Here is a 24979-nt window from a genome sequence, read left to right on the forward strand (position 1 = left end):
CGGCGGCGGTCAGTCCTGCTTCTTCCTCCGGGTGCCGAAGACGATCTCGTCCCAGCTCGGCACCGCCGCGCGGCGGCCCGGACGGACGCCGTCCGCCTCCGCCTGGCGGTCGGTGGCGCCGTGCAGCCGGTCCCGGTGGCCCGAGACCGCGCGCGGCATCAGGACGTCGGCGTACGCCGAACCCGCGCCCGCCGAGGCGGCCGGGGCCGGCGGCTCCTCCGCCTCCGACTCCTCCGAGGGCTCGGTGTCCGGGGGCTCCGGCACCACCATGTCGCCGCGGAAGCTCGGCACGGCCTCCAGGAGGCTCGTGAGCGAGTCCCGCTCCTCCTCCGGCTCGACGGGCGCGGGCGCCCGCTCCAGCTGGCGGTCGGACCGGTCGATCTGGCGGTCCAGGGCGCGGTCGAGCGGCCTGTCCCGGGGCAGCCGGGCGATGCGCGGCACGAACGGGAAGCTGGGTTCCGGCGCGGCGGCGATCGTGTCGTCCGTCTCGCCGATCAGGGCACGCGCCTCGTCGTCCACGGCCTGGACGAGCCGCCGCGGCGGGTCGTACGTCCAGCTGGCCGTGTGGACCTCGCCCGCGACCCGGTAGACGAGCAGCACCTCCCAGGTGCCGTCGTCCCGCCGCCAGGAGTCCCACTGCACGGTGTCCTTCTCGGCGCCGCGCAGCAGCAGCCGCTCCTGCACCGCCTCGCCGAGCTGCGGCCCGCTGTTCTCCCCGGGCCTGCGGACCGGCGTCTTGCGGGCCCGCTCGGCCATGAAGGCGCGCTCCGCGAGCACGGGGCCCTCGAAGCGGCGTACGCGGTCGACGGGGATGCCGGCGAGCTGGGCGACCTCCTCCGCGGAGGCACCGGCCCTTATGCGGGCCTGGATGTCGCGGGGGCGGAGGTGGCTCTCCACCTCGATCTCGATCTGGCCGAGGCGCGCGCGGTCGTTGCGCACGGCGGCACGGAGCCGCTCGTCGATCGGAAGCGTGTACTCCGTGCTGTCAGCAGCCTTCAGCACCAGTCGTGTGCCGTCGTTGGAGACGGCCACGACACGCAGTTCGGGCATGGGGACCTCCCGGGTGGTGCCTGCCGACGTCACGTGCGTCGCTGCTTCCGCTAGTCGAGTGTGGCCTGCCCGGGTGCAGCCTGCCACTACCTTGCCGAGTTGCCCGGCGTGTCGGGCATGGACCCTGGAACGCCGTTATGGCACGGTTACCTGTTCACTACCTGGAGTGACTGGCCGTCACTCTCCGCAGCCGGTTTCCGTGCGATGCCGAGGCGCCGCCGGTTCGGGCGCCGTGTCCGGCCCCCTCCCCGCGATCCGGGGCACCCGTGAGGGCGTCCGGACCCAGGGTTCGTCAATGTACTCCATTCGGGCCACCTGGGTGGACCGGCGCGCCGCTCAACTTCTCGGGCGGTACGGGAGTTGAGTCTCCGTGATCTTCCCCCGTACGTGTCACTCTTCACAGAAACAGCAGAAACGGAACTAATCGCTTCGCCCGTTTGTCCCTTCTGGGTGCAAGACGAACGGATGAACCATCAGGGGTCGGAGATGCGTCACGGGCCGGAAACCGACAGGGACGAGCCGGAGGAGGGGAAGAAGAGCGGCGGGAGAAGGATCGACCTGAGCGTGGCTCAGGTCTCCGGCAGCGCCCTGGCCGCGGTCATCGCCGCCAAGCTCGCCTCGACCCTCGGTGTGTACGGCACGATCCTCGGCGCCGGTGTGATCAGCGTCATCGCGACCTGCGGCGGACCGCTCTTCCAGCACCTCTTCAGGCGCACCGGCGAGCAGGTCCGCGACGCGACCGCGGCGGCCAAGCCGAAGGCGCGTCAGGTCCCGGCCCCGGCCGGTCCGCAGGACGACCGCACCCTCATGCTCGGCGCCGTGCGGACCCCGCTGCCGCCCGTCGAGCCGGTCGACGAGGAGTTCGGCGAGGCGACCACCCACGGCACGCGCGTGCGGGGATGGAAGCGCCCGGCGATCGCCGCCGCACTCGTCTTCGGCGTCACCATGGGCGGCATCACCGCCTACGAACTCGTCTCCGGGCAGGACTTCAGCGGCAAGCAGGGCACCACCACCTTCGGCTCCGTCGTCCGCGGCGGCGGGAGCACGGGCCAGGACGCGCCCGAGCAGGACCGGGAGCCCACGCCCGCGCCGTCGGGCTCGGCGGACGGCACCGGGCGGCAGGAGAGTGGCGCGGGCACCCCCGCGACGGGCTCCACGCCGACTCAGGAGCCGGCCACCGGGACGCCGTCGACGGAGCCCACCCCCTCCGGATCCGGCGACGGCGGCACGACGCCCGCCCCGACGCCGACCGACCCGACGACGGAACCGGCCGAGCCGACCCAGGAGCCGACGGCCACCGGCACGGGGCAGCCCGAGACCCCCTCGGCCCCGACACCGGCCGGAGCCGACGCCGGAGCCGGGACCGGAACGGAAGCCGAGTGACCGTCAGTCGCGGCCCCGTCCGGGTGACCGTCAGTCGCCCAGGACCCGCCGCAGGTAGTCGTTCGTGAACAGCCGGTCCGGGTCGAGCCGGTCACGCAGCGCCGTGAACTCGGCGAAGCGCGGGTAGGCCTCGGACAGGTAGGCGGCGTCGCGGGTGTGGACCTTGCCCCAGTGGGGGCGGCCCCCGTGCGCCGTCATGATGCGCTCCACCGCGGTGAAGTACCCGTGGTGGGGCGTTCCCTTGTACAGGTGGACGGCGACGTACGCGGTCTCCCGCCCCGAGGCCGTGGACAGCGCGATGTCGTCCGCCGGCGCCGTGCGCACCTCCACCGGGAAGCTCACCTTGAGCGGCGAGCGCTCGACCATCGCCTTGAGCTCGCGCAGCGCGGCGACCGCCGCCTCACGCGGAAGCGCGTACTCCATCTCCAGGAAGCGGACCCGGCGCGGCGAGGTGAAGACCTTGTAGGGGATGTCGGTGTACGTACGGGCCGACAGGGCCCGGCTGGAGACCTTGGCGATCGACGGGATGACCGGGGGCACCGCGCGGCCCAGCGAGCAGGCGAGCTGGAAGACCCCGTTGGAGAGGAACTCGTCCTCGATCCAGCCGCTGATCCGTCCGGGCGGCGCTGCGGGGCCCGCGCTGCGGTTGTTGCGCTTGGTGTTGCAGTTGTCCGTGTGGGGGAACCAGTAGAACTCGAAGTGCTCGTTCTCCGCGTGCAGCGCGTCGAACTCCGAGGTGACCCGGTCGAAGGTCATCGGCTCCTCGCGCGCGGTGAGCAGGAAGACCGGCTCCACCGCGAAGGTGATCGCCGTGACCACACCGAGCGCGCCCAGGCCGATCCGGGCGGCCGCGAAGACCTCCGGATTCTCCTTCTCCGAGCAGGTCAGCAGCTCACCCGAGGCCGTCACCAGCTCCAGCTCACGGATCTGCGCGGCGATGGACGCCGAATCGCGGCCCGTGCCGTGCGTGCCGGTGGAGGTGGCGCCGGCGACGGTCTGCTCCATGATGTCGCCCATGTTCGTGAGCGACAGGCCCTCCCGGGCCAGCGCCACGTTGAGCCGCTTCAGCGGGGTGCCCGACTCGACCGTGACGGTCATCGCCTCGCGGTCGATCCGCCGTATCCCGGTCAGCAGGCCCGGCCGGATGAGCACGCCGTCGGTGGCCGCGATCGAGGTGAACGAGTGGCCGGTGCCGACGGTCTTGACCCGCAGGCCGTCCGCGGCCGCCCGGCGCACCGCCTCGGCGAGCTCCTCGGCCGAGGCGGGGCTCACCTCCCGCACGGGGCGGGAGGTGACGTTCCCCGCCCAGTTACGCCACGGGCTGCTCGCCGTCCTGGCGCTCCCCGACCCCGCTGTCCCCGCTGCTGTCGTCGTGCCCACGCTGCCCCTCCCGGTTCGGCGCCGGCCTGCGCAGCCGGCGGTGTCCGAGGAGACCCACCGCGACCGCGAGCGCGCCCGAGACGACGGGCACCACGTACCCCGCCTCCGCCCCCGACGCGTCGACGACCCAGCCGGCGGCCGAGGAGCCGAGCGCCACGCCGATCGCGAGCCCGGTACCCGTCCAGGTCATGCCCTCGGTCAGCTTGGTGCGCGGTACGTGCGCTTCGACGAGGGCCATGGTGGTCACCATCGTCGGTGCGATGGACAGGCCCGCGACAAAGAGCGCCACGGCCAGCAACGGCAGGTTCCCGGCCAGTAGGAGGGGGATCATACTCACGGCCATCGCGCAGACGCCCAGGAGCCATCTGCGGGACGGCTCGCCCTTGAGGTGCAGGAGTCCGAAGACGGCACCGGCCAGGCCGGAGCCCAGCGCGTAGACGGCCAGGACCAGACTTGCGGCGGCCTTGTGGCCCTGCTCCTCGGCGAAGGCCACGGTCACCACGTCGACCGAGCCGAAGATGGCGCCGGTCGCGACGAAGGCGAGGGCGAGCACCTGGAGGCCGGGGGAGCGGAGCGCGGAGGAGCCCCGGGCGCCCTGCTCGGGGTGGGGAACCGGCTCCGTGGCGCGCTGCGAGGTCAGCCAGAAGACGCCGACGGCCAGGAACGCGCCGGCGAACAGGGGACCGGCCTCGGGGAACCAGGCCGTGGACAGACCGATGGAGAGGATCGGGCCGAAGATGAAGCACACCTCGTCGACGATCGACTCCCAGGAGTACGCCGTGTGCAGGCGCCGCTCCTCGCCCCGGTAGATCTCCGCCCAGCGGGCGCGGGTCATCGCGCCGACGCTCGGCACGCAGCCGATCACGGCCGTGAAGACGAAGAGGGTCCAGTCCGGGGCCTTCTGCTGCACGCACAGGAGGAGTCCGGCGGCCGCGACGAGCGAGACCAGCGTCACCGGGCGGAGCACCCTGCGCTGTCCGTGCCGGTCGACCAGGCGCGAGACCAGGGGGCCGAGGACCGCGGCGGACATCGCGAGCGTCGCGGAGAGCGCGCCGGCCAGGCCGTACCGGCCGGTGACCTGCGAAATCATGGTCACGATGCCGATGCCCATCATGGACAGCGGCATACGACCGAGGAATCCCGCGACGGAGAACGAGGCGGTTCCGGGCGCCGCGAAGATCGCGCGGTAGGGACTGGGCAAGAGAGGTCCTTGGTCAACACGTGTAATTAATAGCTAAAGCCTACGGTGTTGAAGTCGATCGGTCATCCCCATTTTTCGGACGAACGGTTTGACGCACGCTTGTACGGACAGCCGGTCACGGAAGGGCCGCGCCCTCCGCCGCGGGAGGCGGGTGGGAGGATCGGTGCCATGTCCGATCAGCACGATCCCGCCCCGTACGACGCCCTGCTGCTGCTCTCGTTCGGCGGCCCCGAGGGCCCGGACGACGTGGTCCCGTTCCTGGAGAACGTGACGCGCGGCCGCGGCATCCCGAAGGAACGGCTCAAGGAAGTGGGGCAGCACTACTTCCTCTTCGGCGGCGTCTCCCCGATCAACGACCAGAACCGCGCGCTCCTCGACGCGCTGCGGACGGACTTCGAGCGGGCCGGCCTCGGCCTGCCGGTCTACTGGGGAAACCGGAACTGGGCGCCGTACCTCACCGACACCCTCCGCGAGATGGTCACCGACGGGCGGCGCCACATCGCCGTCCTCACCACCAGTGCGTACGCCTCCTACTCCGGCTGCCGCCAGTACCGCGAGAACCTCGCCGACGCGCTCGCCACCCTGGAGGCGGAGGGGCTCCCGCTGCCCCGGGTCGACAAGCTCCGGCACTACTTCAACCACCCCGGCTTCGTCGAGCCGATGATCGAGGGCGTCCTCGCCTCCCTCGCGGAGCTCGACCCCGCCGTACGGGAAGGCGCCCACCTCGCCTTCACCACCCACTCCATCCCCGAATCCGCCGCCGACAGCTCGGGACCGGTCACCGAGCACGGCGACGGCGGGGCCTACGTGCGCCAGCACCTCGACGTGGCACGGGTCATCGCCGACGCGGTCCGCGCGGAGACCGGGATCGACCGCCCCTGGAAGCTCGTCTACCAGTCCCGCAGCGGCGCCCCCCACATCCCGTGGCTGGAGCCCGACATCTGCGACCACCTGGAGGAGCTCCACGGCGCCGGCGTGCCCGCCGCCGTCATGGTCCCGATCGGCTTCGTCTCCGACCACATGGAGGTCCTGTACGACCTCGACACGGAGGCCACCGCCAAGGCCGCCGAGCTGGGCCTGCCCGTCCGGCGCTCGGCGACCGTCGGGGCCGACCCGCGCTTCGCCGCCGCCGTCCGCGAGCTCGTCCTGGAGCGCGCCGCGAACGAACGGGGGACCAGGAGTGAGCGGTGCGCCCTCGGCGCCCTCGGTGCCTCGCACGACCTCTGCCCGATCGGCTGCTGCCCGGCCAGGGCCGAGCGGCCCGCCGCGGCCGGCGCCGACAGCCCGTACGCGTAAGGAGCCCGCGTGACCGACCCCCTGCTCACCGAACTGCTCGACCTCGCCCTGGAGGCCGCCCGGCGTGCCGGAGCGCTGCTGCGCGACGGCCGGCCGGACGACCTCGCCGTGGCGAAGACCAAGTCGAGCCCCATCGACGTGGTCACCGAGATGGACATCGCCGCCGAGAAGCTGATCACCGGCCTCCTCTCCGAGCACCGCCCGCAGGACGGCCTCCTCGGCGAGGAGGGCGCGTCGAGCCCCGGCACCAGCGGGATCCGCTGGGTGATCGACCCGCTCGACGGCACCGTGAACTACCTGTACGGCCTGCCGACCTGGGCGGTCTCCATCGCCGCCGAACGCGACGGCGAGACGGTCGTCGGCGTGGTCGAGGCCCCGATGCGCGGCGAGACCTACCGGGCCGTCCTCGGCGGCGGCGCGTACGCGGGGGAGCGGCGGCTCGCCGTCCGCCCCTCGCCCCCGCTCGACCAGGCCCTCCTCGGCACCGGCTTCGGGTACGTCCAGGCCCGCCGCGCCCATCAGGCGGACGTGGCCCAGCGGGTCATCCCGCGCGTCCGCGACATCCGCCGCGGGGGCTCGGCCGCCATCGACCTCTGCGACGTCGCCGCGGGCCGCCTCGACGCGTACTACGAGCGCGGGCTCAACCCCTGGGACCTCGCGGCGGGCGCGCTCATCGCCCGCGAAGCCGGCGGTCTCACGGGCGGCCGCCCCGGCGAGCGGGAGTCCGGAGAGCTGACGCTCGCGGCCTCTCCGGGCCTCTTCGGGCCCCTCCAGGAGCTCCTGGAGGAGCTGGGGGCCTGGCACGACTAGCGGGCCGGGAGACGGACGCACAGGGGCCCCGGCGCCAGGACGGCGCCGGGGCCCCCGCGTACGTACGGATCGGACGGCCTGCGGACCGGACGGTGCAGGTCGGACCGTGTACGGGTCGGACGGCGTCAGAAGCGGACGGTGTCCGGTTCGGGCGGTGTCCGGATCGGACAGGTGGGACGGGTCAGACGCCCGGCGCGGCCACCTCCACGCCGTGCTCGGCGGCGAGACGGTGCAGGTCGTCCAGCTCCGCCTGCTCCATCTCCGCCAGGTAGTCGTCGCCCGTCTCACGGGCCCGCGTGAGGTCCGTCTGCGTGGTCCTGATGCGGTGCAGCAGTCCTGCGGTGAAAGCGTCCATCGAGCGCCCCCTCCTCGTGGGTCCGGTGGCACGGGGGTGTGCCGAGGGTGGGTGGATCACACACTGCGAACTCTGGGGGACAGAGAGCGGTAGGTGGCGCGCCACATACAGGGCGTGATCACGGGGTGTGCAGTCGTCCTCCCCAGCCCGTTCCTCAGAGAAACCTCAACTGGCCCGAGAATCCGGTGAATTCTTCGTCCCGGCCCGCACGCCCCGTCGCGCGCCCCCCGCTCTCCACCCTCCCGCCCCCGGCCCCGCACGGCCGTCTTACAGCCGGTTTACGCGCGTACGGGGCAGGATGGACACGCACAGTCAGTGCTCAGATTTCAGCCGGTCCCCACCCCGGACAGCGGCTCAACGGAAGGATCTACGACGTGCGCGTACTCGTCGTCGAGGACGAGCAGCTGCTCGCCGATGCGGTGGCCACCGGACTGCGCCGGGAGGCCATGGCCGTCGACGTCGTGTACGACGGCGCCGCGGCCCTGGAGCGCGTCGGGGTCAACGACTACGACGTCGTCGTCCTGGACCGCGACCTCCCGCTCGTCCACGGGGACGACGTCTGCCGCAAGATCGTCGAGCTCGGCATGCCCACCCGCGTCCTGATGCTCACCGCCTCCGGTGACGTCAGCGACCGCGTGGAGGGCCTGGAGCTCGGGGCGGACGACTACCTTCCGAAACCGTTCGCCTTCACCGAGCTCACCGCGCGCGTGCGGGCCCTCGGCCGCCGCACCACCGTCCCGCTCCCGCCCGTCCTGGAGCGCGCCGGCATCAAGCTCGACCCGAACCGCCGCGAGGTCTTCCGCGAGGGCAAGGAGGTCCAGCTCGCGCCGAAGGAGTTCGCCGTCCTCGAGGTCCTCATGCGCAGCGAGGGCGCCGTCGTCTCGGCCGAGCAGCTCCTGGAGAAGGCCTGGGACGAGAACACCGACCCGTTCACCAACGTCGTGCGCGTCACCGTCATGACCCTGCGCCGCAAGCTCGGCGAGCCGCCGGTCATCGTCACGGTCCCCGGCTCCGGGTACCGGATCTGACCTGATGGCCACGACTCCCGCGCCCCACCCCCAGGCGCCTCCGAAACCCACCTGGGACCCCCGGGACCCCGTCCGGCCGCTGCTGCGTCCGACCATCCGGATACGGCTCACGCTGCTGTACGGCGGGATGTTCCTGATCGCCGGCATCCTGCTGCTGTCGATCATCTACCTGTTCACCGCCCAGGCACTCAGCGACAGCACCTCCCAGCTGCCCTTCAAGGTCGTCAACGGCACGGTCCAGCCCACCACCTCCGGGTGCCGGCTGCCCGAGTCGCCCACCGGCGACCAGCTCAACGACGCCGTCACGCTCTGCCTGCGGCACCAGAGCGACATCGCCCTGCACGACCTCCTGCGCAGGTCCCTCTTCGCCCTGCTGGGGCTGAGCATCATCGCCTTCGCCTTCGGCTACGCCATGGCGGGACGGGTGCTGTCCCCGCTCGGCCGGATCACCCGGACCGCCCGCCAGGTGGCCGGCTCGGACCTGTCCCGGCGGATCGAGCTGGACGGGCCGGACGACGAGCTCAAGGAGCTCGCCGACACCTTCGACGAGATGCTGGAGCGCCTGGAGCGGGCCTTCACGGCCCAGCAGCGGTTCGTCGCGAACGCCTCGCACGAGCTACGGACCCCACTCGCGATCAACCGCACCCTCCTGGAGGTCCACCTCTCCGATCCCGGGGCGCCGGTCGAGCTCCAACAACTGGGCAAGACCCTGCTCGCCACCAACGAGCGCAGCGAGCAGCTCGTCGAGGGCCTGCTGCTGCTCGCCCGGAGCGACAACCAGATCATCGAGCGCAAACCCGTCGACCTGGCCGAGGTCGCCGAGCGGGGCGTCGACCAGGTACACGCCGAGGCCGAGGCCAAGGGCGTGGAGATCCGGGGCGAGCGCGGCCCGGCGGTGGTCCAGGGCAACGGCGTGCTCCTCGAACGGATCGCGCTGAACCTGCTCCAGAACGCCGTGCGGTACAACGTCCCGGAGGGCGGCTGGGTGGAGGTCACCACCGAGGCCAAGGACGGTCAGGCGGTGCTGGTCGTCTCGAACACGGGTCCCGTGGTCCCCGCGTACGAGATCGACAACCTCTTCGAGCCGTTCAGAAGGCTCCGGCAGGAGCGGACCGGCAGCGACAAGGGGGTCGGTCTCGGCCTGTCGATCGCGCGGTCCGTGGCGCGTGCCCACGGCGGCCGTATCATCGCGGAGCCGCGCGAGGGCGGCGGTCTCGTGATGCGCGTCACTCTGCCGATCTGACACACTGCACGAGCCGACCGGTTCCGTTCGCTTTGCGCGGAATTCCGGAGCCCCGATCCTGAGACGCTCATGTGTGATCGATCACAGGAGAGGGTGTCCGGCCCTCCACTCTCCGTGACCGAGAAATCCCTCGGAAAACCAGGAAAAGTCCGGGTTTCCGGGGCCTGGAATGACGGGAAGTACACGGGGTGGCGCCCGTGAGGGCCGCCCGGAGGACCGTGTACGGTCCGGTTCGCCACCCGAAGCCGATCACTCGCGAGAGTGCGCGACGGGTGTCGATTGAGTAACAGACCTTGATGTGAGGCAAAATCTCCGCCTCAGGTCGGGCACAAGTCCGACCTCTCACGCGTTACGTGCGCTGGAGACACCGCAACCACCCAGAGGGGGAGAGCGACATGGCAACGGATTACGACACCCCACGCAAGACCGACGACGACGTCGACTCGGACAGCCTTGAAGAACTGAAGGCCCGCCGGAACGACAAGTCGACCTCGACCGTCGACGTCGACGAGTTCGAGGCCGCCGAAGGCCTGGAGCTTCCCGGCGCCGACCTCTCGAACGAGGAGCTGGCCGTCCGGGTCCTGCCCAAGCAGGCCGACGAGTTCACCTGCATGAGCTGCTTCCTCGTGCACCACCGCAGCCAGCTGGCCAGGGAGAAGAACGGCCAGCCGATCTGCCGCGACTGCGACTGAGGTCGCTCGGCCGTGGCAGGCGACACACCGTCCCGGAAGCGGCGTCTGCGGCTCCCCAGGAGCTCGGAGACGTACAAGGGCGGCACAGGCCCGGCAGAGGGCGCCCAGGAGGCACCTGAAGCCGAGCACACCGCCTCCCCGCCCTCCCTCGGCGCACGTGACGACGACGGGCGAGGCCTCCCGGCCTCGCTCGAAGCGGTCATCGAGATCGCCGAGGCGGATCCGGCGCACCTGCCGGCCCCGCACGGGCAGGGCGGCGCACCGGCTCGGGACGGAGAGGGCGACGTACCGGTTCTGCGGGAACAGGGCGATGCGCCGTCCGGAGCGCCACAGGGCGGACGCCTCGGCGCCGTCAGGCGGCTCGCCGATCCCGCGCGGACCAGGCTCGACCGGATCAAGATCGACTCCGACCGGATCGAAGCCGTCCGGCGCGGCGTCACGCGGGGCGTCCGGCAGGGCGTGAAGCGTGGCGGAGACAGCGCCAAGGCCGGCCTCGGCCATCTGGCCGACCGGCTGATCGACCTCGCCCCGCGGATTCCCGTCCGTGACCTGGCGACCCTGCGCAGACAGTTCCCCGGCCTCGGCCCCGAGCAGCTCGCCGACAAACTCGTCGCCGGCGCGGCGAACGCGAGCTCGACCGTGGGCGCGGGCGTCGGCGCGGCCGCCATGCTCCCCGTACCCCCGGCCCTGCCGGCCGAGCTGGCGGCCGAGATCACCGGCGTCGCCGCCGTGGAGCTCAAACTCATCGCCGAACTGCACGAGGTCTACGGACTGCGGCCCCCCGGCCGGCTCGCGCAGCGCTCGGCGGCCTATCTGACCTCCTGGGCCGAGGAGCGGGGCATCGACCCCACCAGGCCCACCACCGTCAACGCGGCCCTCGGCGGGCAGCTGAAGCGCGAACTGCGCCAGCAGATCATGAAACGCATGGTGCGCAACCTGCCGAACCTCATGCCCTTCATGGTGGGCGCCGCCGTCGGCGCCGTCATGAACCGCCGCGACACCAAGAAACTCGCCGGGCACATCCGCAAGGACCTCCGCGCCCGGCAGGTCCCCTGGGACGCCCTCACGGAGCTGCCCCCGCTGGAGCAGCCCGAGAACCCGAAGGAACTGGGCTTCTAGATCCGCTCGCCCCCGGGCGGCCGGTCCGGGAGCCCCGGCGGGGTCCGCCGGGGCCGGGCCGTCGCGCCGGTCAGGCGCGCTCCGCCTCCAGGGCCGCGGCCAGCGCCTCCGGCTCGCGGCTGGACAGGTACACGTACGGCGTCGGGTCCGCCGGGTCGGTCACCACGACCCGCACCGCCCCCGGCACGTAGCTGCGCATCAGCATGAAGGCGCGCGGGTCCGCCTTGTGCGTGCGCCAGGCGCGCGCCTCCTCCGCGTCGAGCACCTCGGCCGCCCCGAGCGCCGTGACCGGGATCCGCGCCTCGCCCGCCACCAGCGAACCGGCCACCACCCGGATCCGCGCGGAGCCGTACGAGGAGACCGCCACACCGGCGAGCACCGCCGCCACGAGCAGGCCGCCCAGCATCGGGATCGTGCCCAGCGGGAACATGATCAGGCCGCCGGAGAGGCCGAGCAGGCCCGCGATCGCCCACCACGAGCGGGGCGCCGTCAGCCGCTCGTCGAAGCGCGGGGCGCCGGAGGGTGCGGGGGAGGGGGCCGGGGACGGTGCGGAAGGCTGCATGCGTCCAAGCTTGGCACGGCGCGACCTGCGCCCATCCGCGCGGGTAAGGTCTGCGGCTGTGACTGCAACATCTGCCGCCCTCACCCCGCCGGCCGACGCCATACCGCCGGTACGCCACCCCGACGCGCCGGCCCCCGGCGAGCTGCTCGGTGCGCACTACGAGCACTGCTTCGGGTGCGGCGGCGGACAGCCCCACGGCCTCCATCTGGAAGCACGCGCGGGCGAGGGCGTGACCGTCACCGCCGAGTTCACGGTGACCTCCGACCACCAGGGCGCCCCCGGCCTCGCGCACGGCGGCGTGCTCGCCACCGCGCTCGACGAGACCCTCGGCTCCCTGAACTGGCTGCTGCGGGTCATCGCCGTGACCGGGCGCCTGGAGACCGACTTCGTCCGGCCCGTCCCGGTCGGCACCGTGCTCCACCTGGAGGCCGCCGTCACCGCCGTGCACGGCCGCAAGATCTACTCGACCGCCGTCGGCCGGATCGGGGGGCCCGAGGGCCCCGTCGCGGTCCGCGCCGACGCCCTCTTCATCGAGGTCAAGGTCGACCACTTCATCGACAACGGCCGCCCGGAGGAGATCCAGGCCGCCATGTCCGACCCCGACCAGGTCCGGCGCGCCCGCGCCTTCGAGGTGAACCCCTGATGCGCAACCCTGTCGACGTACTGATCCGGCGAGTGGACCCGGACGTGCCGATCCCGGCCTACGGGCACCCCGGCGACGCCGGTGCCGACCTCGTGACCACCGAGGCCGTCGTCCTGGCGCCCGGTGAGCGCGCCGTCCTGCCCACCGGGGTCTCCATCGCCCTGCCGGACGGGTACGCGGCCTTCGTGCACCCCCGCTCCGGTCTCGCGGCCCGCTGCGGAGTGGCGCTCGTGAATGCCCCGGGGACGGTGGATGCCGGGTACCGTGGAGAGATCAAGGTGATCGTGGTCAATCTCGACCCGCGCGAGGACGTGCGGTTCGAACGATTCGATCGGATTGCCCAACTTGTCGTCCAGCAGGTCGAGAAGGTGCGCTTCCACGAGGTGGCGGAACTTCCCGGTTCGGCGCGGGCCGAGGGGGGCTTCGGGTCCACCGGCGGTCATGCCGCCGTGGACGGCACAACGGGTGGGAATCGATACGCTTCGGTCGTATCCGACCGGGAAGGACAGTGACGTGTTCGGACGTCGCAAGAAGAGCGGTGCCGCCGAGGACGCGGCGAGCGAGGCCGAGCAGGTCGTCGACGCGGTGGAGGACGAGGACGGCGCCGAGGCGCCGCGCCGAGTGAACCTTCCGCCCGCGCCCCGGCCCGACGGGCCCTGGGACATCTCCGAGGTCGCCAAGCCCGACGAGGGCCGCGTCGACCTCGGCGGGATCTTCGTGCCCGGAGTCGAGGGCATGGAACTGCGGGTGGAGGTGGCGGGCGACGCGATCGTCGCGGCCACCGTCGTCCTGCGCGACAGCGCCGTGCAGCTGCAGGCCTTCGCCGCGCCCAAGAACGAGGGCATCTGGGGCGAGGTCCGCGACGAGATCGCCACCGGCATCGTCCAGCAGGGCGGTGTCATCGACGAGGTCGAGGGCCCGCTCGGCTGGGAGCTGCGGGCGCAGGTACCGGTGCAGCTGCCGGACGGCAACCGCGGCGTCCAGCTGGTCCGCTTCGTGGGTGTCGACGGACCCCGCTGGTTCCTGCGCGGAGTGATCTCCGGGCAGGGCGCGGTCCAGCCCGAGGCCGCCGGCCTCCTGGAGCAGATCGTCCGGGACACCGTGGTCGTCCGCGGCGACGGCCCGATGGCCCCCCGCGACCCGATCGTCCTCAAGCTGCCGAACGACGCGCAGATGGTGCCGGACGGCGTGCAGCAGGAGGAGCAGGAGAACTCCCGCTTCTCCGGTGGCATGGGCCAGCTCCAGCGCGGTCCGGAGATCTCCGAGATCCGCTGAACCCGTCGGGCCCCGGGGCCCGACCGACCCCGTCGGGCCGCTCGGCCGGCCCGGCGTGATCGAGACACGGCCGGTGGGACGCTTCCCGTACCTCGCGTACGGGAAGCGGCCCACCGGCCGTTTTCCACAGGTCCCGGCCCCGGCTCTGGTCCTCGGGCCCGGCGGCGGACCATACTGGCGGCGCACATGTTCGAGGAGGGGGAGCACAGGGTGAGTGAGAGCAGCACCAGGTCCGCTACTGCCGTCGTCGAGGACCCGGCCGGACCGCCGATGGTCCGCGTCGAGAGCCTGCGCCGCTCGTACGGCACGGGCGAGGCCGCCGTCCACGCCCTGCGCGGAGTCTCCTTCGACATCCCGCGCGGCGAGCTCGTCGCGCTCAAGGGCCGCTCCGGCTCCGGCAAGACGACCCTGCTCAACCTCGTGGGCGGCCTCGACGCCGCCGACGGCGGACGGATCGTCATCGACGGCACCGACCTCTCCACGCTCGGTGAGAACGGCCTCCTGGAGCTGCGCCGCGACCGCATCGGCTTCATCTTCCAGTCCTTCGGGCTGCTCCCGATCCTCTCCGCCGCCGAGAACGTCGGCGTGCCCCTGCGGCTGCGCAAGGCGGACCCCGAGGAGCGCGAGGAGCGGGTCGCCCTGATGCTCGGGCTCGTGGGCCTCGCCGACCACGCGAACCAGCGGCCGGGCGAGCTCTCCGGCGGCCAGCAGCAGCGCGTCGCCATCGCCCGCGCCCTCGCGAACAAGCCGGCGCTGCTGATAGCCGACGAGCCGACCGGGCAGCTGGACGCGGAGACCGGGCTCGCCGTCATGCAGCTGCTGCGCGCCGTGGTGCGCAGCGAGGGCTGCACCGCCCTGGTCGCCACCCACGACCCCCAGCTCCTGGGCCTGGCGGACCGGGTCCTGGAGCTGAGCGACGGCGAGATCATCGAGCACTGAGGCCCCGGAGGGCCGGGGCGGCGCACCGGTGAGGCGCTCCCAGCGGTGAGGCGCTCCCAGCGGTGAGGCGCTCCCAGCGGTGAGGCGCCCAGCCCTCCGTACGCCCGCTCAGTCCTCCGCCCGGACCATCGGCGCTCTGTCCCCGACACGGGGTCGGCCATCAGGATCACGTCAATACCGCACCGGGCCCTCTCCCCGCGTACGGATTGTCCGATTGGCTGGACGTATGGTCGAGCCATGGGACGCGGCAAGCTTCGGATCTACCTCGGCGCTGCGCCGGGCGTCGGCAAGACCTACGCGATGCTCTCCGAGGGCCACCGCCGGGTGGAGCGCGGCACGGACTGCGTGGTGGCCTTCGTGGAGCACCACGGCCGGCCGCGTACGGAGGTCATGCTGCACGGCCTGGAGCAGGTCCCGCGCCGCACCCTGGAGTACCGGGGGACGACCTTCACCGAGATGGACATCGACGCGGTCCTCGCCCGTCGCCCCGCGGTCGCCCTCGTCGACGAGCTCGCCCACACGAACGTGCCGGGCTCCCGGAACCCCAAGCGGTGGCAGGACGTCGCCGAGCTCCTCGCGGCCGGCGTCGACGTCGTGTCGACCGTCAACATCCAGCACCTGGAGTCCCTCGGCGACGTCGTCGAGGCGATCACCGGCGTACGCCAGCGGGAGACCGTCCCCGACGAGGTGGTGCGCAGGGCCGACCAGATCGAGCTGGTCGACATGTCCCCGGAGGCCCTGCGGCGCCGGATGGCCCACGGCAACGTCTACACCTCGGACAAGGTCGACGCGGCCCTCTCCAACTACTTCCGCCCCGGCAACCTCACCGCCCTGCGCGAGCTGGCCCTGCTCTGGACCGCCGACCGGGTCGACGAGTACCTCCGGCAGTACCGGGGCGAGCACAACATCCGCTCCACCTGGCAGGCCCGCGAGCGCATCGTCGTCGGCCTGACCGGCGGCCCCGAGGGCCGCACCCTCATACGGCGCGCCACCCGGCTCGCCGAGAAGGGAGCCGGCGGCGAGGTCCTCGCCGTCTACATCGCCCGCAGCGACGGACTCACCGCGGCCTCCCCGAAGGAGCTCGCCGTCCAGCGCACCCTCGTCGAGGACCTCGGCGGAACGTTCCACCACGTCATCGGCGACGACATCCCCTCCGCGCTCCTGGAATTCGCCCGCGGGGTCAACGCCACCCAGATCGTCCTCGGCTCCAGCCGCCGGCGCACCTGGCAGTACGTGTTCGGCCCCGGCGTCGGCCAGACCGTGGCCCGCGACTCCGGTCCCGACCTGGACGTCCACATCGTCACCCACGGCGAGGTCGCCAAGGGCCGGGGACTGCCCGTCGCCCGCGGGGCCCGCCTCGGCCGCTCCCGGATCCTCGGCGGCTGGCTCGTCGGCGTGGTGGGTCCGCTGGCCCTCGCCCTGCTCCTCACGCACGTCGACGCCGACCTCGGTCTCGCCAACGACATGCTGCTCTTCCTCGCCCTGACGGTCGGCGCGGCGCTCCTCGGCGGCTTCCTGCCCGCACTCGCCTCCGCCGCCGTCGGCTCCCTCCTCCTCAACTGGTTCTTCACCCCGCCGCTGCACCGGCTGACCGTCGCCGACCCCCTGAACATCGTCGCCATCGCCGTCTTCTTCGGCGTCGCGATGTCGGTCGCCTCCGTGGTGGACCTGGCCGCCCGGCGGACCCACCAGGCCGCCCGGCTGCGCGCCGAGTCCGAGGTGCTCTCCTACCTCGCCGGCAGCGTGCTGCGCGGCGAGACGAGCCTGGACGCCCTCCTGGAACGGGTCCGCGAGACCTTCTCCATGGAGTCGGTGGCCCTCCTGGAGCGCGCGGACGGGGTCGAACCGTGGACACGGGCGGCGAGCGTCGGCCCCCATCCGGTGGCCCGCCCCGAGGACGCGGACGTGGACATGCCCGTCGGCGACCACCTGGCCCTCGCCCTGACGGGCCGGGTGCTGCCCGCCGAGGACCGGCGGGTGCTCGGCGCCTTCGCCGCCCAGGCCGCGGTCGTCCTCGACCGGCAGCGGCTCGTCGGCGAGGCGGAGGAGGCCCGGAAGCTCGCCGAGGGCAACAAGATCCGCACGTCCCTGCTCGCCGCCGTCAGCCACGACCTGCGGACCCCGCTCGCCAGCATCAAGGCCTCCGTCTCCTCCCTCCGCTCCGACGACGTCGAATGGTCCGAGGAGGACCGGGCCGAGCTCCTGGAGGGCATCGAGGCCGGCGCCGACCGCCTCGACCACCTCGTGGGCAACCTCCTCGACATGTCCCGCCTCCAGACCGGCACGGTCACCCCGCTGATCCGCACCGTCGACCTCGACGAGGTCGTCCCCATGGCCCTCGGGGGAGTGCCGGACGGCAGCGCCGAGCTCGACATCCCCGAGTCGCTGCCGATGGTCGAGGTCGACAAGGGCCTCCTGGAGCGGGCCGTCGCCAACATCGTGGAGAACGCCGTGAAGTACAGCCCCGAGGGCGAGCCCGTCGCCGTCGCGGCCAGCGCCCTGGGGGACCGGGTCGAGCTGCGGGTCGTGGACCGCGGCCCCGGCGTCCCCGACGAGGCCAAGGACGGCATCTTCGAGCCCTTCCAGCGCTTCGGCGACGCCCCGCGCGGCTCCGGCGTCGGCCTCGGCCTCGCGGTCGCCCGCGGCTTCGTCGAGGCCATGGGCGGCACCCTGGGCGCCGAGGACACCCCCGGGGGCGGGCTCACCATGGTGCTCACCCTGCGGGCCGCTCCGGGCGGGCCCCAGGCCCCGGCCCCCGACCTGCCGGCCCACGCGGTGACCTGACCGACGGGCCCGCGCCCCCTTGTGCACGTGCGGCCATGCCCGTACGCACGATGTGTGCGGCCGCACCCGCACCCGTACTCGTATCCGTACCCCCTGACACGACGAAGAAGGTAGGCCCCCTCCATGACCCGGGTCCTCGTGGTCGACGACGAGCCGCAGATCGTCCGCGCCCTGGTGATCAACCTGAAGGCGCGGAAGTACGAGGTCGACGCCGCACCCGACGGCGCCACCGCCCTCCGGCTCGCCGCCGAACGCCACCCCGACGTCGTCGTCCTCGACCTCGGACTGCCCGACATGGACGGCGTCGAGGTCATCAAGGGCCTGCGCGGCTGGACGAGGGTGCCGATCCTGGTCCTCTCCGCCCGGCAGACCTCCGACGAGAAGGTCGAGGCGCTCGACGCGGGCGCCGACGACTACGTCACCAAGCCCTTCGGCATGGACGAGCTGCTCGCCCGGCTGCGCGCGGCCGTGCGCCGTGCCGAGCCGGTCGGCGGGGCCGAGGACGGCGTCGTCGTGGTCGAGACCGAGGACTTCACCGTCGACCTGGCCGCGAAGAAGGTGCACCGCGACGGGCGGGACGTCCGGCTCACCCCCACCGAGTGGCACCTCCTGGAGGTCCTCGTCCGCAACAGCGGCCGGCTCGTCAGCCAGAAGCAGCTCCTCCAGGAGGTCTGGGGGCCCTCGTACGGCACGGAGACCAACTACCTGCGGGTCTACATGGCGCAGCTCCGCCGCAAGCTGGAGACCGACCCCTCCCACCCGCGCCACTTCGTCACCGAACCGGGCATGGGCTACCGCTTCGAACACTGAGACGGGAGCCGTACGGGAGGGGAGTCCGGCGCCGCTCCCGGTGACACCGGTGGCCGGTACGCTTTCTGTATGAGTGCTGCACCACGTACAGAGAAGCCGGCCGGAAGGTTCCGCCGGATGCTCGACCGGCTCTCCTCCTCCCCGGAGGACCTGGAGTCGGAGGAGCTCCAGGAAGACGCCGAGGCCTCGGGGTGCACGCGTATCTGCGACTGCTCCGACCGCCAGATAGTCAAGGTGACTGGTACCTTGCGCACGGTCACTCTGCGTCCCCGCGCCGGTGTGCCCGCGCTGGAGGCCGAGCTGTTCGACGGCACGGCACCGCTCGACGTCGTGTGGCTCGGCCGGCGCTCCATCGTGGGCATCGAGCCGGGCCGCAAGCTGATCGCCTCCGGCCGCATCTCCATGAGCCACGGCCGGCGGGTCCTCTTCAACCCCAAATACGAGCTCCGACCGCTCGGACAGGAGTAGCCGGTGACGTCCCTCGACAAGCCGACCGCGGACCGGTCGACCACGGCAGGGTCGACCCCCGACCAGGACGCCCAGGCGGACAAGGCCGTGACCGAGGCCGCGCTCTTCGAGGCCTTCGGCGGCGTGCGGGGCATGATCGAGACGGTCGTGCCCGGCCTGCTGTTCGTCACGATCTTCACGATCAACAAGAACCTCCAGGTGTCGGCGATCGCCGCGCTCGCGGTCTCGCTCGTCCTGGTGGCCGTCCGGCTGATCCGTCGGGACACCGTCAAGCACGCCTTCAGCGGCGTCTTCGGCGTCGCCTTCGGCGTGGTCTTCGCGATGATGACGGGCAACGCCAAGGACTTCTACCTGCCGGGCATGCTGTACACCCTGGGCCTCGCCCTGGCGTACATCATCACCGCGCTCGCCGGGGTGCCCCTGATCGGCCTGATCCTCGGCCCGGTCTTCAAGGAGAACCTCTCCTGGCGCACCCGCAACCCGGGCCGCAAGAAGGCCTACACGAAGGCCAGCTGGGCCTGGGGCCTGATCCTGCTCGGCAAGTGCGCGATCCTCTTCCCGATGTACTGGTGGGCCGACACCACCAAGTTCGGCTGGGTGCTCGTCGCCCTGAAGATCCCGCCGTTCCTGCTCTCCGTCTACCTCACCTGGGTGTTCCTCGCGAAGGCCCCGCCGCCGATCGACGTCTTCGCCGAGATGGAGGCCGAGGAGCGCGCCGAGAAGGAGCGCAAGGCGGCCGGCGCCGCCCAGCACCACCCGGAGGCCTGAGACGGCATACGGAAGGGCCCGGAACCCCTCGGGGGGGCCGGGCCCTTCCGCGTACGCACTCCGGAGCGTCAGGCCTCCGAGCCGGTCTCCCGGCGGACCTGGAGGAGGTCCTCCAGCTGCTCCTCGCGGGCCTGCGCGGCCACGAACAGCAGCTCGTCGCCGGCCTCCAGGGTCTCCTCGGGGCTCGGCGTCAGCACCCGCGAACCGCGGATGATCGTCACCAGCGAGGTGTCCTGCGGCCAGTCGACCTCGCCCACCTGCGTACCGGCCACCGCCGACTCCGGCGGGAGCGTCAGCTCGACCAGGTTCGCGTCGCCGTGGCTGAAGCGCAGCAGCCGGACCAGGTCGCCGACGCTCACCGCCTCCTCGACCAGGGCCGACATCAGACGCGGCGTCGAGACGGCCACGTCCACGCCCCAGGCCTCGTTGAACAGCCACTCGTTCTTCGGGTTGTTCACCCGGGCGACCACGCGCGGCACGCCGTACTCGGTCTTGGCGAGCAGCGAGACGACCAGGTTCACCTTGTCGTCACCGGTCGCCGCGATCACCACGTTGCAGCGCTGCAGCGCCGCCTCGTCCAGCGAGGTGATCTCGCAGGCGTCGGCGAGCAGCCACTCCGCCTGCGGCACCCGCTCCACCGAGATGGCGGTCGGCGCCTTGTCGACCAGCAGGACCTCGTGCCCGTTCTCCAGGAGCTCGCCCGCGATGGACCGGCCCACCGCACCCGCGCCCGCAATAGCGACACGCATCAGTGACCGCCCTCCTCGGGACCTTCGGCGAAGGCCGCCTCGACCTTCGCGATCTCGTCCGTACGCATCATCACGTGCACCAGGTCACCTTCCTGGAGCACCGTCTGCGAGGTCGGCAGAATCGCTTCGCCCAGCCGGGTGAGGAAAGCGACGCGGACGCCGGTCTCCTCCTGGAGCCGGCTCACCTTGTGGCCGATCCACGCCGGGGAGGTGTGCACCTCGGCGAGCTGTACGCCCCCGCTCGGGTCGCGCCACAGCGGCTCCGCGCCCGAGGGCAGCAGCCGGCGGAGCATCTGGTCGGCGGTCCAGCGGACCGTCGCGACCGTCGGGATCCCGAGGCGCTGGTAGACCTCGGCGCGCCGCGGGTCGTAGATCCGCGCCGCCACGTTCTCGATGCCGAACATCTCGCGCGCGACCCGCGCCGCGATGATGTTGGAGTTGTCGCCGCTGCTCACCGCGGCGAAGGCACCGGCCTCCTCGATCCCGGCCTCACGCAGCGTGTCCTGGTCGAAGCCCACGCCCGTGACCCGCCGCCCGCCGAAGCCCGATCCCAGGCGGCGGAAAGCCGTCGGATCCTGGTCCACGACCGCGACGGTGTGCCCCTGCTGTTCGAGGGTCTGCGCGAGAGCGGCTCCCACTCGCCCGCAGCCCATGATGACGATGTGCACGTCCCCTTACCCCGCACTCCTGATCGCCCTACTGACCTGCGAAAACACCCTGCTCACAACTTTCCTCGCCCGATCGGCCCGGGCCGTGGCGGACGACGCCCTGACGGGTCGCCCGGTCCGAGCTTAAGCGGCAACGCTGGCGGCGACCGCATCCGAGGTGGTACTCAGGGAGATTCGGTGCCGATCGGGGGTGCCGGTGCGCGTGGCTCTTTTCGAACGCTTACGATCCTCTCCGTGTCCAAACTGACCGACGTGCCCAAACGGATCCTGATCGGGCGGGCCCTGCGCAGCGACAAGCTGGGAGAGACCCTTCTCCCGAAGCGGATCGCCCTCCCCGTCTTCGCCTCCGACCCGCTGTCCTCGGTGGCGTACGCGCCCGGCGAGGTGCTGCTCGTCCTCTCCGTCGCCGGCCTGTCGGCCTACCACTTCAGCCCGTGGATCGCGCTCGCGGTCGTGGTCCTGATGTTCACGGTGGTCGCCTCGTACCGGCAGAACGTGCACGCGTACCCGAGCGGCGGCGGCGACTACGAGGTCGCCACCACCAACCTCGGGCCGAAGGCCGGACTCACCGTCGCGAGCGCCCTGCTCGTCGACTACGTCCTGACCGTCGCCGTGTCGATCTCCTCGGGCATCGAGAACCTGGGCTCCGCGATCCCCTTCGTCGTCGAGCACAAGGTGGCCTGCGCGGTCGGCGTGATCGTGCTGCTCACCGTGATGAACCTGCGTGGCGTGAAGGAGTCGGGCTCCCTCTTCGCGATTCCGACGTACGTCTTCGTCGCCGGCGTCTTCATCATGATCCTCTGGGGCGCCTACCGGGGCCTCGTCCTCGACGACACCATGAGGGCGCCCACCGCGGACTTCGAGATCAAGGCCGAGCACCAGGGTCTGGCCGGCTTCGCGCTGGTCTTCCTGCTGCTGCGCGCGTTCTCCTCCGGCTGTGCCGCCCTCACCGGTGTCGAGGCCATCTCCAACGGTGTCCCCGCCTTCCGCAAGCCGAAGTCGAAGAACGCCGCCACGACGCTCGCGCTCATGGGCGGCCTCGCCGTCACCATGTTCTGCGGCATCATCTTCCTGGCCATGGCCACCGACGTGCGCATGGCCGAGAAGCCCGCCACGGACCTGCTGCACAACGGCGTCCCGGTCGGCGAGGGCTACGTCCAGGACCCGGTCATCTCCCAGGTCGCGGCCGCCGTCTTCGGCGACGGAACGTTCTTCTTCATCGTGCTCGCCGCCGCCACCGCGCTCGTCCTGTTCCTGGCCGCGAACACCGCGTACAACGGCTTCCCGCTCCTCGGCTCGATCCTCGCCCAGGACCGGTACCTGCCGCGCCAGCTGCACACCCGCGGCGACCGCCTCGCCTTCTCCAACGGCATCGTGCTGCTCGCCGGCGCCGCCGCCCTCCTCGTCTGGGTCTACGGAGCCGACTCCACCCGGCTGATCCAGCTCTACATCGTCGGCGTCTTCGTCTCCTTCACCCTCAGCCAGATCGGCATGGTCCGGCACTGGAACCGGCACCTGAGGACGGAGCGGGACCCCGCCAAGCGCCGCCACATGATCCGCTCCCGCGCGATCAACACCTTCGGCGCCTTCTTCACCGGCCTCGTCCTCGTCGTCGTCCTCGCCACCAAGTTCACCCACGGCGCCTGGGTCGCACTGCTCGGCATGGTGATCTTCTACGGCACGATGACGGCGATCCGCCGGCACTACGACTCCGTCGCCGCGGAGATCGCCGCCGCCGAGGAACGCCCCGACGAGTACGTGCGCCCCTCCCGGGTGCGCTCGATCGTCCTCGTCTCCAAGCTCCACAAGCCCACCCTGCGCGCCCTGGCCTACGCCAAGCTCATGCACGCCGGGGAGCTGGAGGCGCTGACCGTCAACGTCGACCCGGCCGAGACGAAGGCGCTCAAGGAGGAGTGGGAGCGGCGCGGCATCAACGTGCCGCTCAAGATCCTCGACTCGCCGTACCGCGAGATCACCCGGCCGGTGATCGAGCACGTGAAGAGCCTCCGCCGCGAGAGCCCGCGCGACGCCGTCTCCGTCTACATCCCCGAGTACGTCGTCGGCCACTGGTACGAGCACCTGCTGCACAACCAGAGCGCCCTCCGCCTCAAGGGCAGGCTCCTCTTCACCCCCGGCGTCATGGTCACCTCGGTCCCGTACCAGCTCCAGTCCTCCGAGGCCGCGAAGAAGCGGGCCAGGAAGCGCCAGGAGTGGAACGCGCCGGGCTCGGTCCGCCGCGGCCCGGTGGAGAAGCGCCAGAAGGAACCCACCGCGAAGAACAACTGAAAAAGAACAACTAGACTGGTGGGCTGCCGTACGGACCGAGGTCCGCGGGGCGGCCCACCTTTCTTCTTCCTCCTGGAGTCCCCGGTCATGCAGAACACCCCTGTTACGTCGCTGGTCGGGGCGGAGTACGAGGTAGAGGTCGGCCCGGTCGCCCACGGCGGGCACTGCATCGCCCGTACGGACGCGGGCCGCGTCCTCTTCGTCCGCCACGCGCTGCCCGGCGAGCGCGTCCGTGTCCGGGTCACCGAGGGCGAGGAGACCTCCCGCTTCCTGCGGGCCGACGCGATCGAGATCCTGGACGCCTCCAAGGACCGCGTGGAGGCCCCCTGCCCCTTCGCGGGCCCCGGAAAGTGCGGCGGCTGCGACTGGCAGCACGCCAAGCCGGGCGCCCAGCGCCGCCTCAAGGGCGAGGTCCTCGCCGAACAGCTCCAGCGCCTGGCCGGGCTCACCCCGGAGGAGGCCGGCTGGGACGGCACCGTCATGCCGGCCGAGGGCGACAAGCTGCCCGCGGGTGAGGTCCCGAAGTGGCGCACCCGCGTCCAGTACGCCGTCGACGCCGAGGGTCACGCGGGCCTGCGCAAGCACCGCTCGCACGACGTCGAGGTCATCGACCACTGCATGATCGCGGCGGAGGGCGTCTCGGAGCTCGGCATCGAGAAGCGGGACTGGCAGGGCATGGCGGCGATCGAGGCCATCGCGGCCTCGGGCTCGAACGACCGCCAGGTCATCCTCACCCCCCGCCCGGGCGCCCGCCTCCCCCTGGTCGAGCTGGACAAGCCCGTCTCGGTCATGCGCGTCGACGAGAAGGACGGCGGGGTCCACCGCGTCCACGGCCGCGCCTTCGTCCGCGAGCGCGCCGACGAGCGCACCTACCGGGTCGGCAGCGGCGGCTTCTGGCAGGTCCACCCGAAGGCCGCGCAGACCCTCATGCTCGCCGTCATGCAGGGCCTGACCCCCCGCAAGGGCGAGACGGCCCTCGACCTCTACTGCGGCGTCGGCCTCTTCGCGGGCGCCCTCGCCGACCGGGTCGGCGACCAGGGCGCGGTCCTCGGCATCGAGTCGGGCAAGCGCGCGGTGGAGGACGCCCGCCACAACCTGGCCGGCTTCCCGCGCGTCCGCATCGAACAGGGGAAGGTCGAATCGATCCTCCCGCGCACCGGCATCACCGAGGTCGACCTCATCGTCCTCGACCCGCCCCGCGCGGGCGCCGGCAAGCAGACGGTCCACCACCTGGCCGGCCTGGGCGCCCGCCGCATCGCCTACGTGGCCTGCGACCCGGCCGCCCTGGCCCGAGACCTGGCCTACTTCGCGGAGCGGGGGTACAAGGTACGGACCCTGCGCGCGTTCGACCTGTTCCCGATGACGCACCACGTGGAGTGCGTGGCGATTCTGGAGCCGGTGAAGAAGGACGCCTGAGCTGGCGTTTTGTGCGTGCGCGGTAGGTGCGGTGTGGGCGATGTCTTGACGCTG

General features: G+C 72.1%; 24 protein-coding genes. 17 read left to right on the forward strand and 7 right to left on the reverse strand.

What is annotated here, in order from left to right:
* Positions 1–9 precede the first annotated feature (9 nt).
* Positions 10–1050 (reverse strand): septation protein SepH, encoded by a 1041-nt coding sequence (gene sepH, locus ACN9MM_RS29155; protein WP_426366682.1) that lies wholly within the window; start codon positions 1048–1050, stop codon positions 10–12.
* Between the two features lie 465 nt (positions 1051–1515).
* Here sepH and ACN9MM_RS29160 point away from each other — a divergent pair, with 465 nt between their 5' ends.
* The gene (locus ACN9MM_RS29160; protein ID WP_426366684.1) at positions 1516–2433 is read left to right on the forward strand and encodes a hypothetical protein; all 918 of its coding nucleotides are present in this window, start codon (positions 1516–1518) and stop codon (positions 2431–2433) included.
* A 30-nt stretch (positions 2434–2463) separates the two neighbouring features.
* Here the strand turns inward: ACN9MM_RS29160 and ACN9MM_RS29165 are convergent, their stop codons facing one another.
* Both ACN9MM_RS29165 and ACN9MM_RS29170 read right to left on the reverse strand, forming a co-directional pair.
* On the reverse strand, positions 2464–3813 hold the full coding sequence (locus ACN9MM_RS29165) for a D-arabinono-1,4-lactone oxidase (protein ID WP_426366686.1): 1350 nt from the start codon (positions 3811–3813) through the stop codon (positions 2464–2466).
* The gene (locus tag ACN9MM_RS29170; RefSeq protein WP_426366688.1) at positions 3743–5014 is read right to left on the reverse strand and encodes an MFS transporter; all 1272 of its coding nucleotides are present in this window, start codon (positions 5012–5014) and stop codon (positions 3743–3745) included. Before ACN9MM_RS29170 ends, ACN9MM_RS29165 begins: the two co-directional genes overlap by 71 nt.
* 168 nt (positions 5015–5182) lie before the next feature.
* Here ACN9MM_RS29170 and ACN9MM_RS29175 point away from each other — a divergent pair, with 168 nt between their 5' ends.
* Positions 5183–6310, forward strand: a complete 1128-nt coding sequence (locus ACN9MM_RS29175; RefSeq protein ID WP_426366690.1) for a ferrochelatase — start codon at positions 5183–5185, stop codon at positions 6308–6310.
* A 9-nt stretch (positions 6311–6319) separates the two neighbouring features.
* Entirely contained in the window at positions 6320–7120 is an 801-nt protein-coding gene (locus ACN9MM_RS29180; RefSeq protein WP_426366692.1) for an inositol monophosphatase family protein, read from the forward strand.
* A 181-nt stretch (positions 7121–7301) separates the two neighbouring features.
* Here the strand turns inward: ACN9MM_RS29180 and ACN9MM_RS29185 are convergent, their stop codons facing one another.
* On the reverse strand, positions 7302–7475 hold the full coding sequence (locus ACN9MM_RS29185) for a hypothetical protein (RefSeq protein ID WP_167352214.1): 174 nt from the start codon (positions 7473–7475) through the stop codon (positions 7302–7304).
* A gap of 374 nt (positions 7476–7849) precedes the next feature.
* On the opposite strand from ACN9MM_RS29185, the gene ACN9MM_RS29190 reads away from it, so the two are divergent.
* From ACN9MM_RS29190 to ACN9MM_RS29205, 4 genes are all read left to right on the forward strand, one after another.
* The gene (locus ACN9MM_RS29190) at positions 7850–8503 is read left to right on the forward strand and encodes a response regulator transcription factor (RefSeq protein WP_017237674.1); all 654 of its coding nucleotides are present in this window, start codon (positions 7850–7852) and stop codon (positions 8501–8503) included.
* 4 nt (positions 8504–8507) lie between these two features.
* On the forward strand, positions 8508–9746 hold the full coding sequence (locus tag ACN9MM_RS29195) for a sensor histidine kinase (protein WP_426366695.1): 1239 nt from the start codon (positions 8508–8510) through the stop codon (positions 9744–9746).
* Positions 9747–10141: 395 nt separating this feature from the next.
* Positions 10142–10438, forward strand: a complete 297-nt coding sequence (locus ACN9MM_RS29200; protein WP_003955561.1) for a DUF4193 domain-containing protein — start codon at positions 10142–10144, stop codon at positions 10436–10438.
* A 12-nt stretch (positions 10439–10450) separates the two neighbouring features.
* On the forward strand, positions 10451–11557 hold the full coding sequence (locus ACN9MM_RS29205) for a hypothetical protein (RefSeq protein ID WP_426366698.1): 1107 nt from the start codon (positions 10451–10453) through the stop codon (positions 11555–11557).
* A gap of 70 nt (positions 11558–11627) precedes the next feature.
* Here the strand turns inward: ACN9MM_RS29205 and ACN9MM_RS29210 are convergent, their stop codons facing one another.
* Positions 11628–12119, reverse strand: a complete 492-nt coding sequence (locus ACN9MM_RS29210; RefSeq protein ID WP_426366699.1) for a DUF3093 domain-containing protein — start codon at positions 12117–12119, stop codon at positions 11628–11630.
* Between the two features lie 58 nt (positions 12120–12177).
* On the opposite strand from ACN9MM_RS29210, the gene ACN9MM_RS29215 reads away from it, so the two are divergent.
* From ACN9MM_RS29215 to ACN9MM_RS29250, 8 genes are all read left to right on the forward strand, one after another.
* On the forward strand, positions 12178–12762 hold the full coding sequence (locus ACN9MM_RS29215; RefSeq protein ID WP_426366701.1) for a PaaI family thioesterase: 585 nt from the start codon (positions 12178–12180) through the stop codon (positions 12760–12762).
* Positions 12762–13274 carry a dUTP diphosphatase gene (dut, locus tag ACN9MM_RS29220; RefSeq protein WP_190159057.1) on the forward strand — a complete coding sequence of 171 codons (513 nt, stop codon included), beginning with the start codon at positions 12762–12764 and terminating at the stop codon, positions 13272–13274. Before ACN9MM_RS29215 ends, dut begins: the two co-directional genes overlap by 1 nt.
* A 1-nt stretch (position 13275) precedes the next feature.
* Entirely contained in the window at positions 13276–14037 is a 762-nt protein-coding gene (locus tag ACN9MM_RS29225; RefSeq protein WP_382868189.1) for a DUF3710 domain-containing protein, read from the forward strand.
* Between the two features lie 270 nt (positions 14038–14307).
* A complete protein-coding gene (locus ACN9MM_RS29230) occupies positions 14308–14976 on the forward strand; it encodes an ABC transporter ATP-binding protein (protein ID WP_426368856.1) in 669 nt (222 codons plus the stop codon).
* 237 nt (positions 14977–15213) lie between these two features.
* The gene (locus ACN9MM_RS29235) at positions 15214–17760 is read left to right on the forward strand and encodes an ATP-binding protein (RefSeq protein WP_426366704.1); all 2547 of its coding nucleotides are present in this window, start codon (positions 15214–15216) and stop codon (positions 17758–17760) included.
* 123 nt (positions 17761–17883) lie between these two features.
* Complete coding sequence (locus ACN9MM_RS29240; RefSeq protein ID WP_189804617.1) at positions 17884–18570, forward strand: response regulator; 687 nt, start codon at positions 17884–17886, stop codon at positions 18568–18570.
* A 69-nt stretch (positions 18571–18639) separates the two neighbouring features.
* Positions 18640–19038, forward strand: coding sequence for an OB-fold nucleic acid binding domain-containing protein (locus ACN9MM_RS29245; protein WP_073906407.1), 399 nt, complete (start codon positions 18640–18642; stop codon positions 19036–19038).
* Positions 19039–19041: 3 nt separating this feature from the next.
* Positions 19042–19806 (forward strand): DUF3159 domain-containing protein, encoded by a 765-nt coding sequence (locus ACN9MM_RS29250; RefSeq protein WP_426366707.1) that lies wholly within the window; start codon positions 19042–19044, stop codon positions 19804–19806.
* A 68-nt stretch (positions 19807–19874) separates the two neighbouring features.
* On the opposite strand, the gene ACN9MM_RS29255 is transcribed toward ACN9MM_RS29250, so the two are convergent.
* Complete coding sequence (locus ACN9MM_RS29255; protein ID WP_426366709.1) at positions 19875–20555, reverse strand: potassium channel family protein; 681 nt, start codon at positions 20553–20555, stop codon at positions 19875–19877.
* Positions 20555–21223 carry a potassium channel family protein gene (locus ACN9MM_RS29260; protein ID WP_041131658.1) on the reverse strand — a complete coding sequence of 223 codons (669 nt, stop codon included), beginning with the start codon at positions 21221–21223 and terminating at the stop codon, positions 20555–20557. Before ACN9MM_RS29260 ends, ACN9MM_RS29255 begins: the two co-directional genes overlap by 1 nt.
* Positions 21224–21457: 234 nt before the next feature.
* On the opposite strand from ACN9MM_RS29260, the gene ACN9MM_RS29265 reads away from it, so the two are divergent.
* Together ACN9MM_RS29265 and ACN9MM_RS29270 are read left to right on the forward strand one after the other, a co-directional pair.
* Positions 21458–23509, forward strand: coding sequence for an APC family permease (locus ACN9MM_RS29265; protein WP_426366710.1), 2052 nt, complete (start codon positions 21458–21460; stop codon positions 23507–23509).
* 87 nt (positions 23510–23596) lie between these two features.
* A complete protein-coding gene (locus ACN9MM_RS29270; protein WP_426366711.1) occupies positions 23597–24925 on the forward strand; it encodes a class I SAM-dependent RNA methyltransferase in 1329 nt (442 codons plus the stop codon).
* The last annotated feature ends 54 nt before the right edge of the window (positions 24926–24979 follow it).

Origin of the sequence: Streptomyces sp. E-08, assembly GCF_049913095.1 — a bacterium.
In the GTDB taxonomy this organism is placed as follows: Bacteria; Actinomycetota; Actinomycetes; order Streptomycetales; family Streptomycetaceae; genus Streptomyces.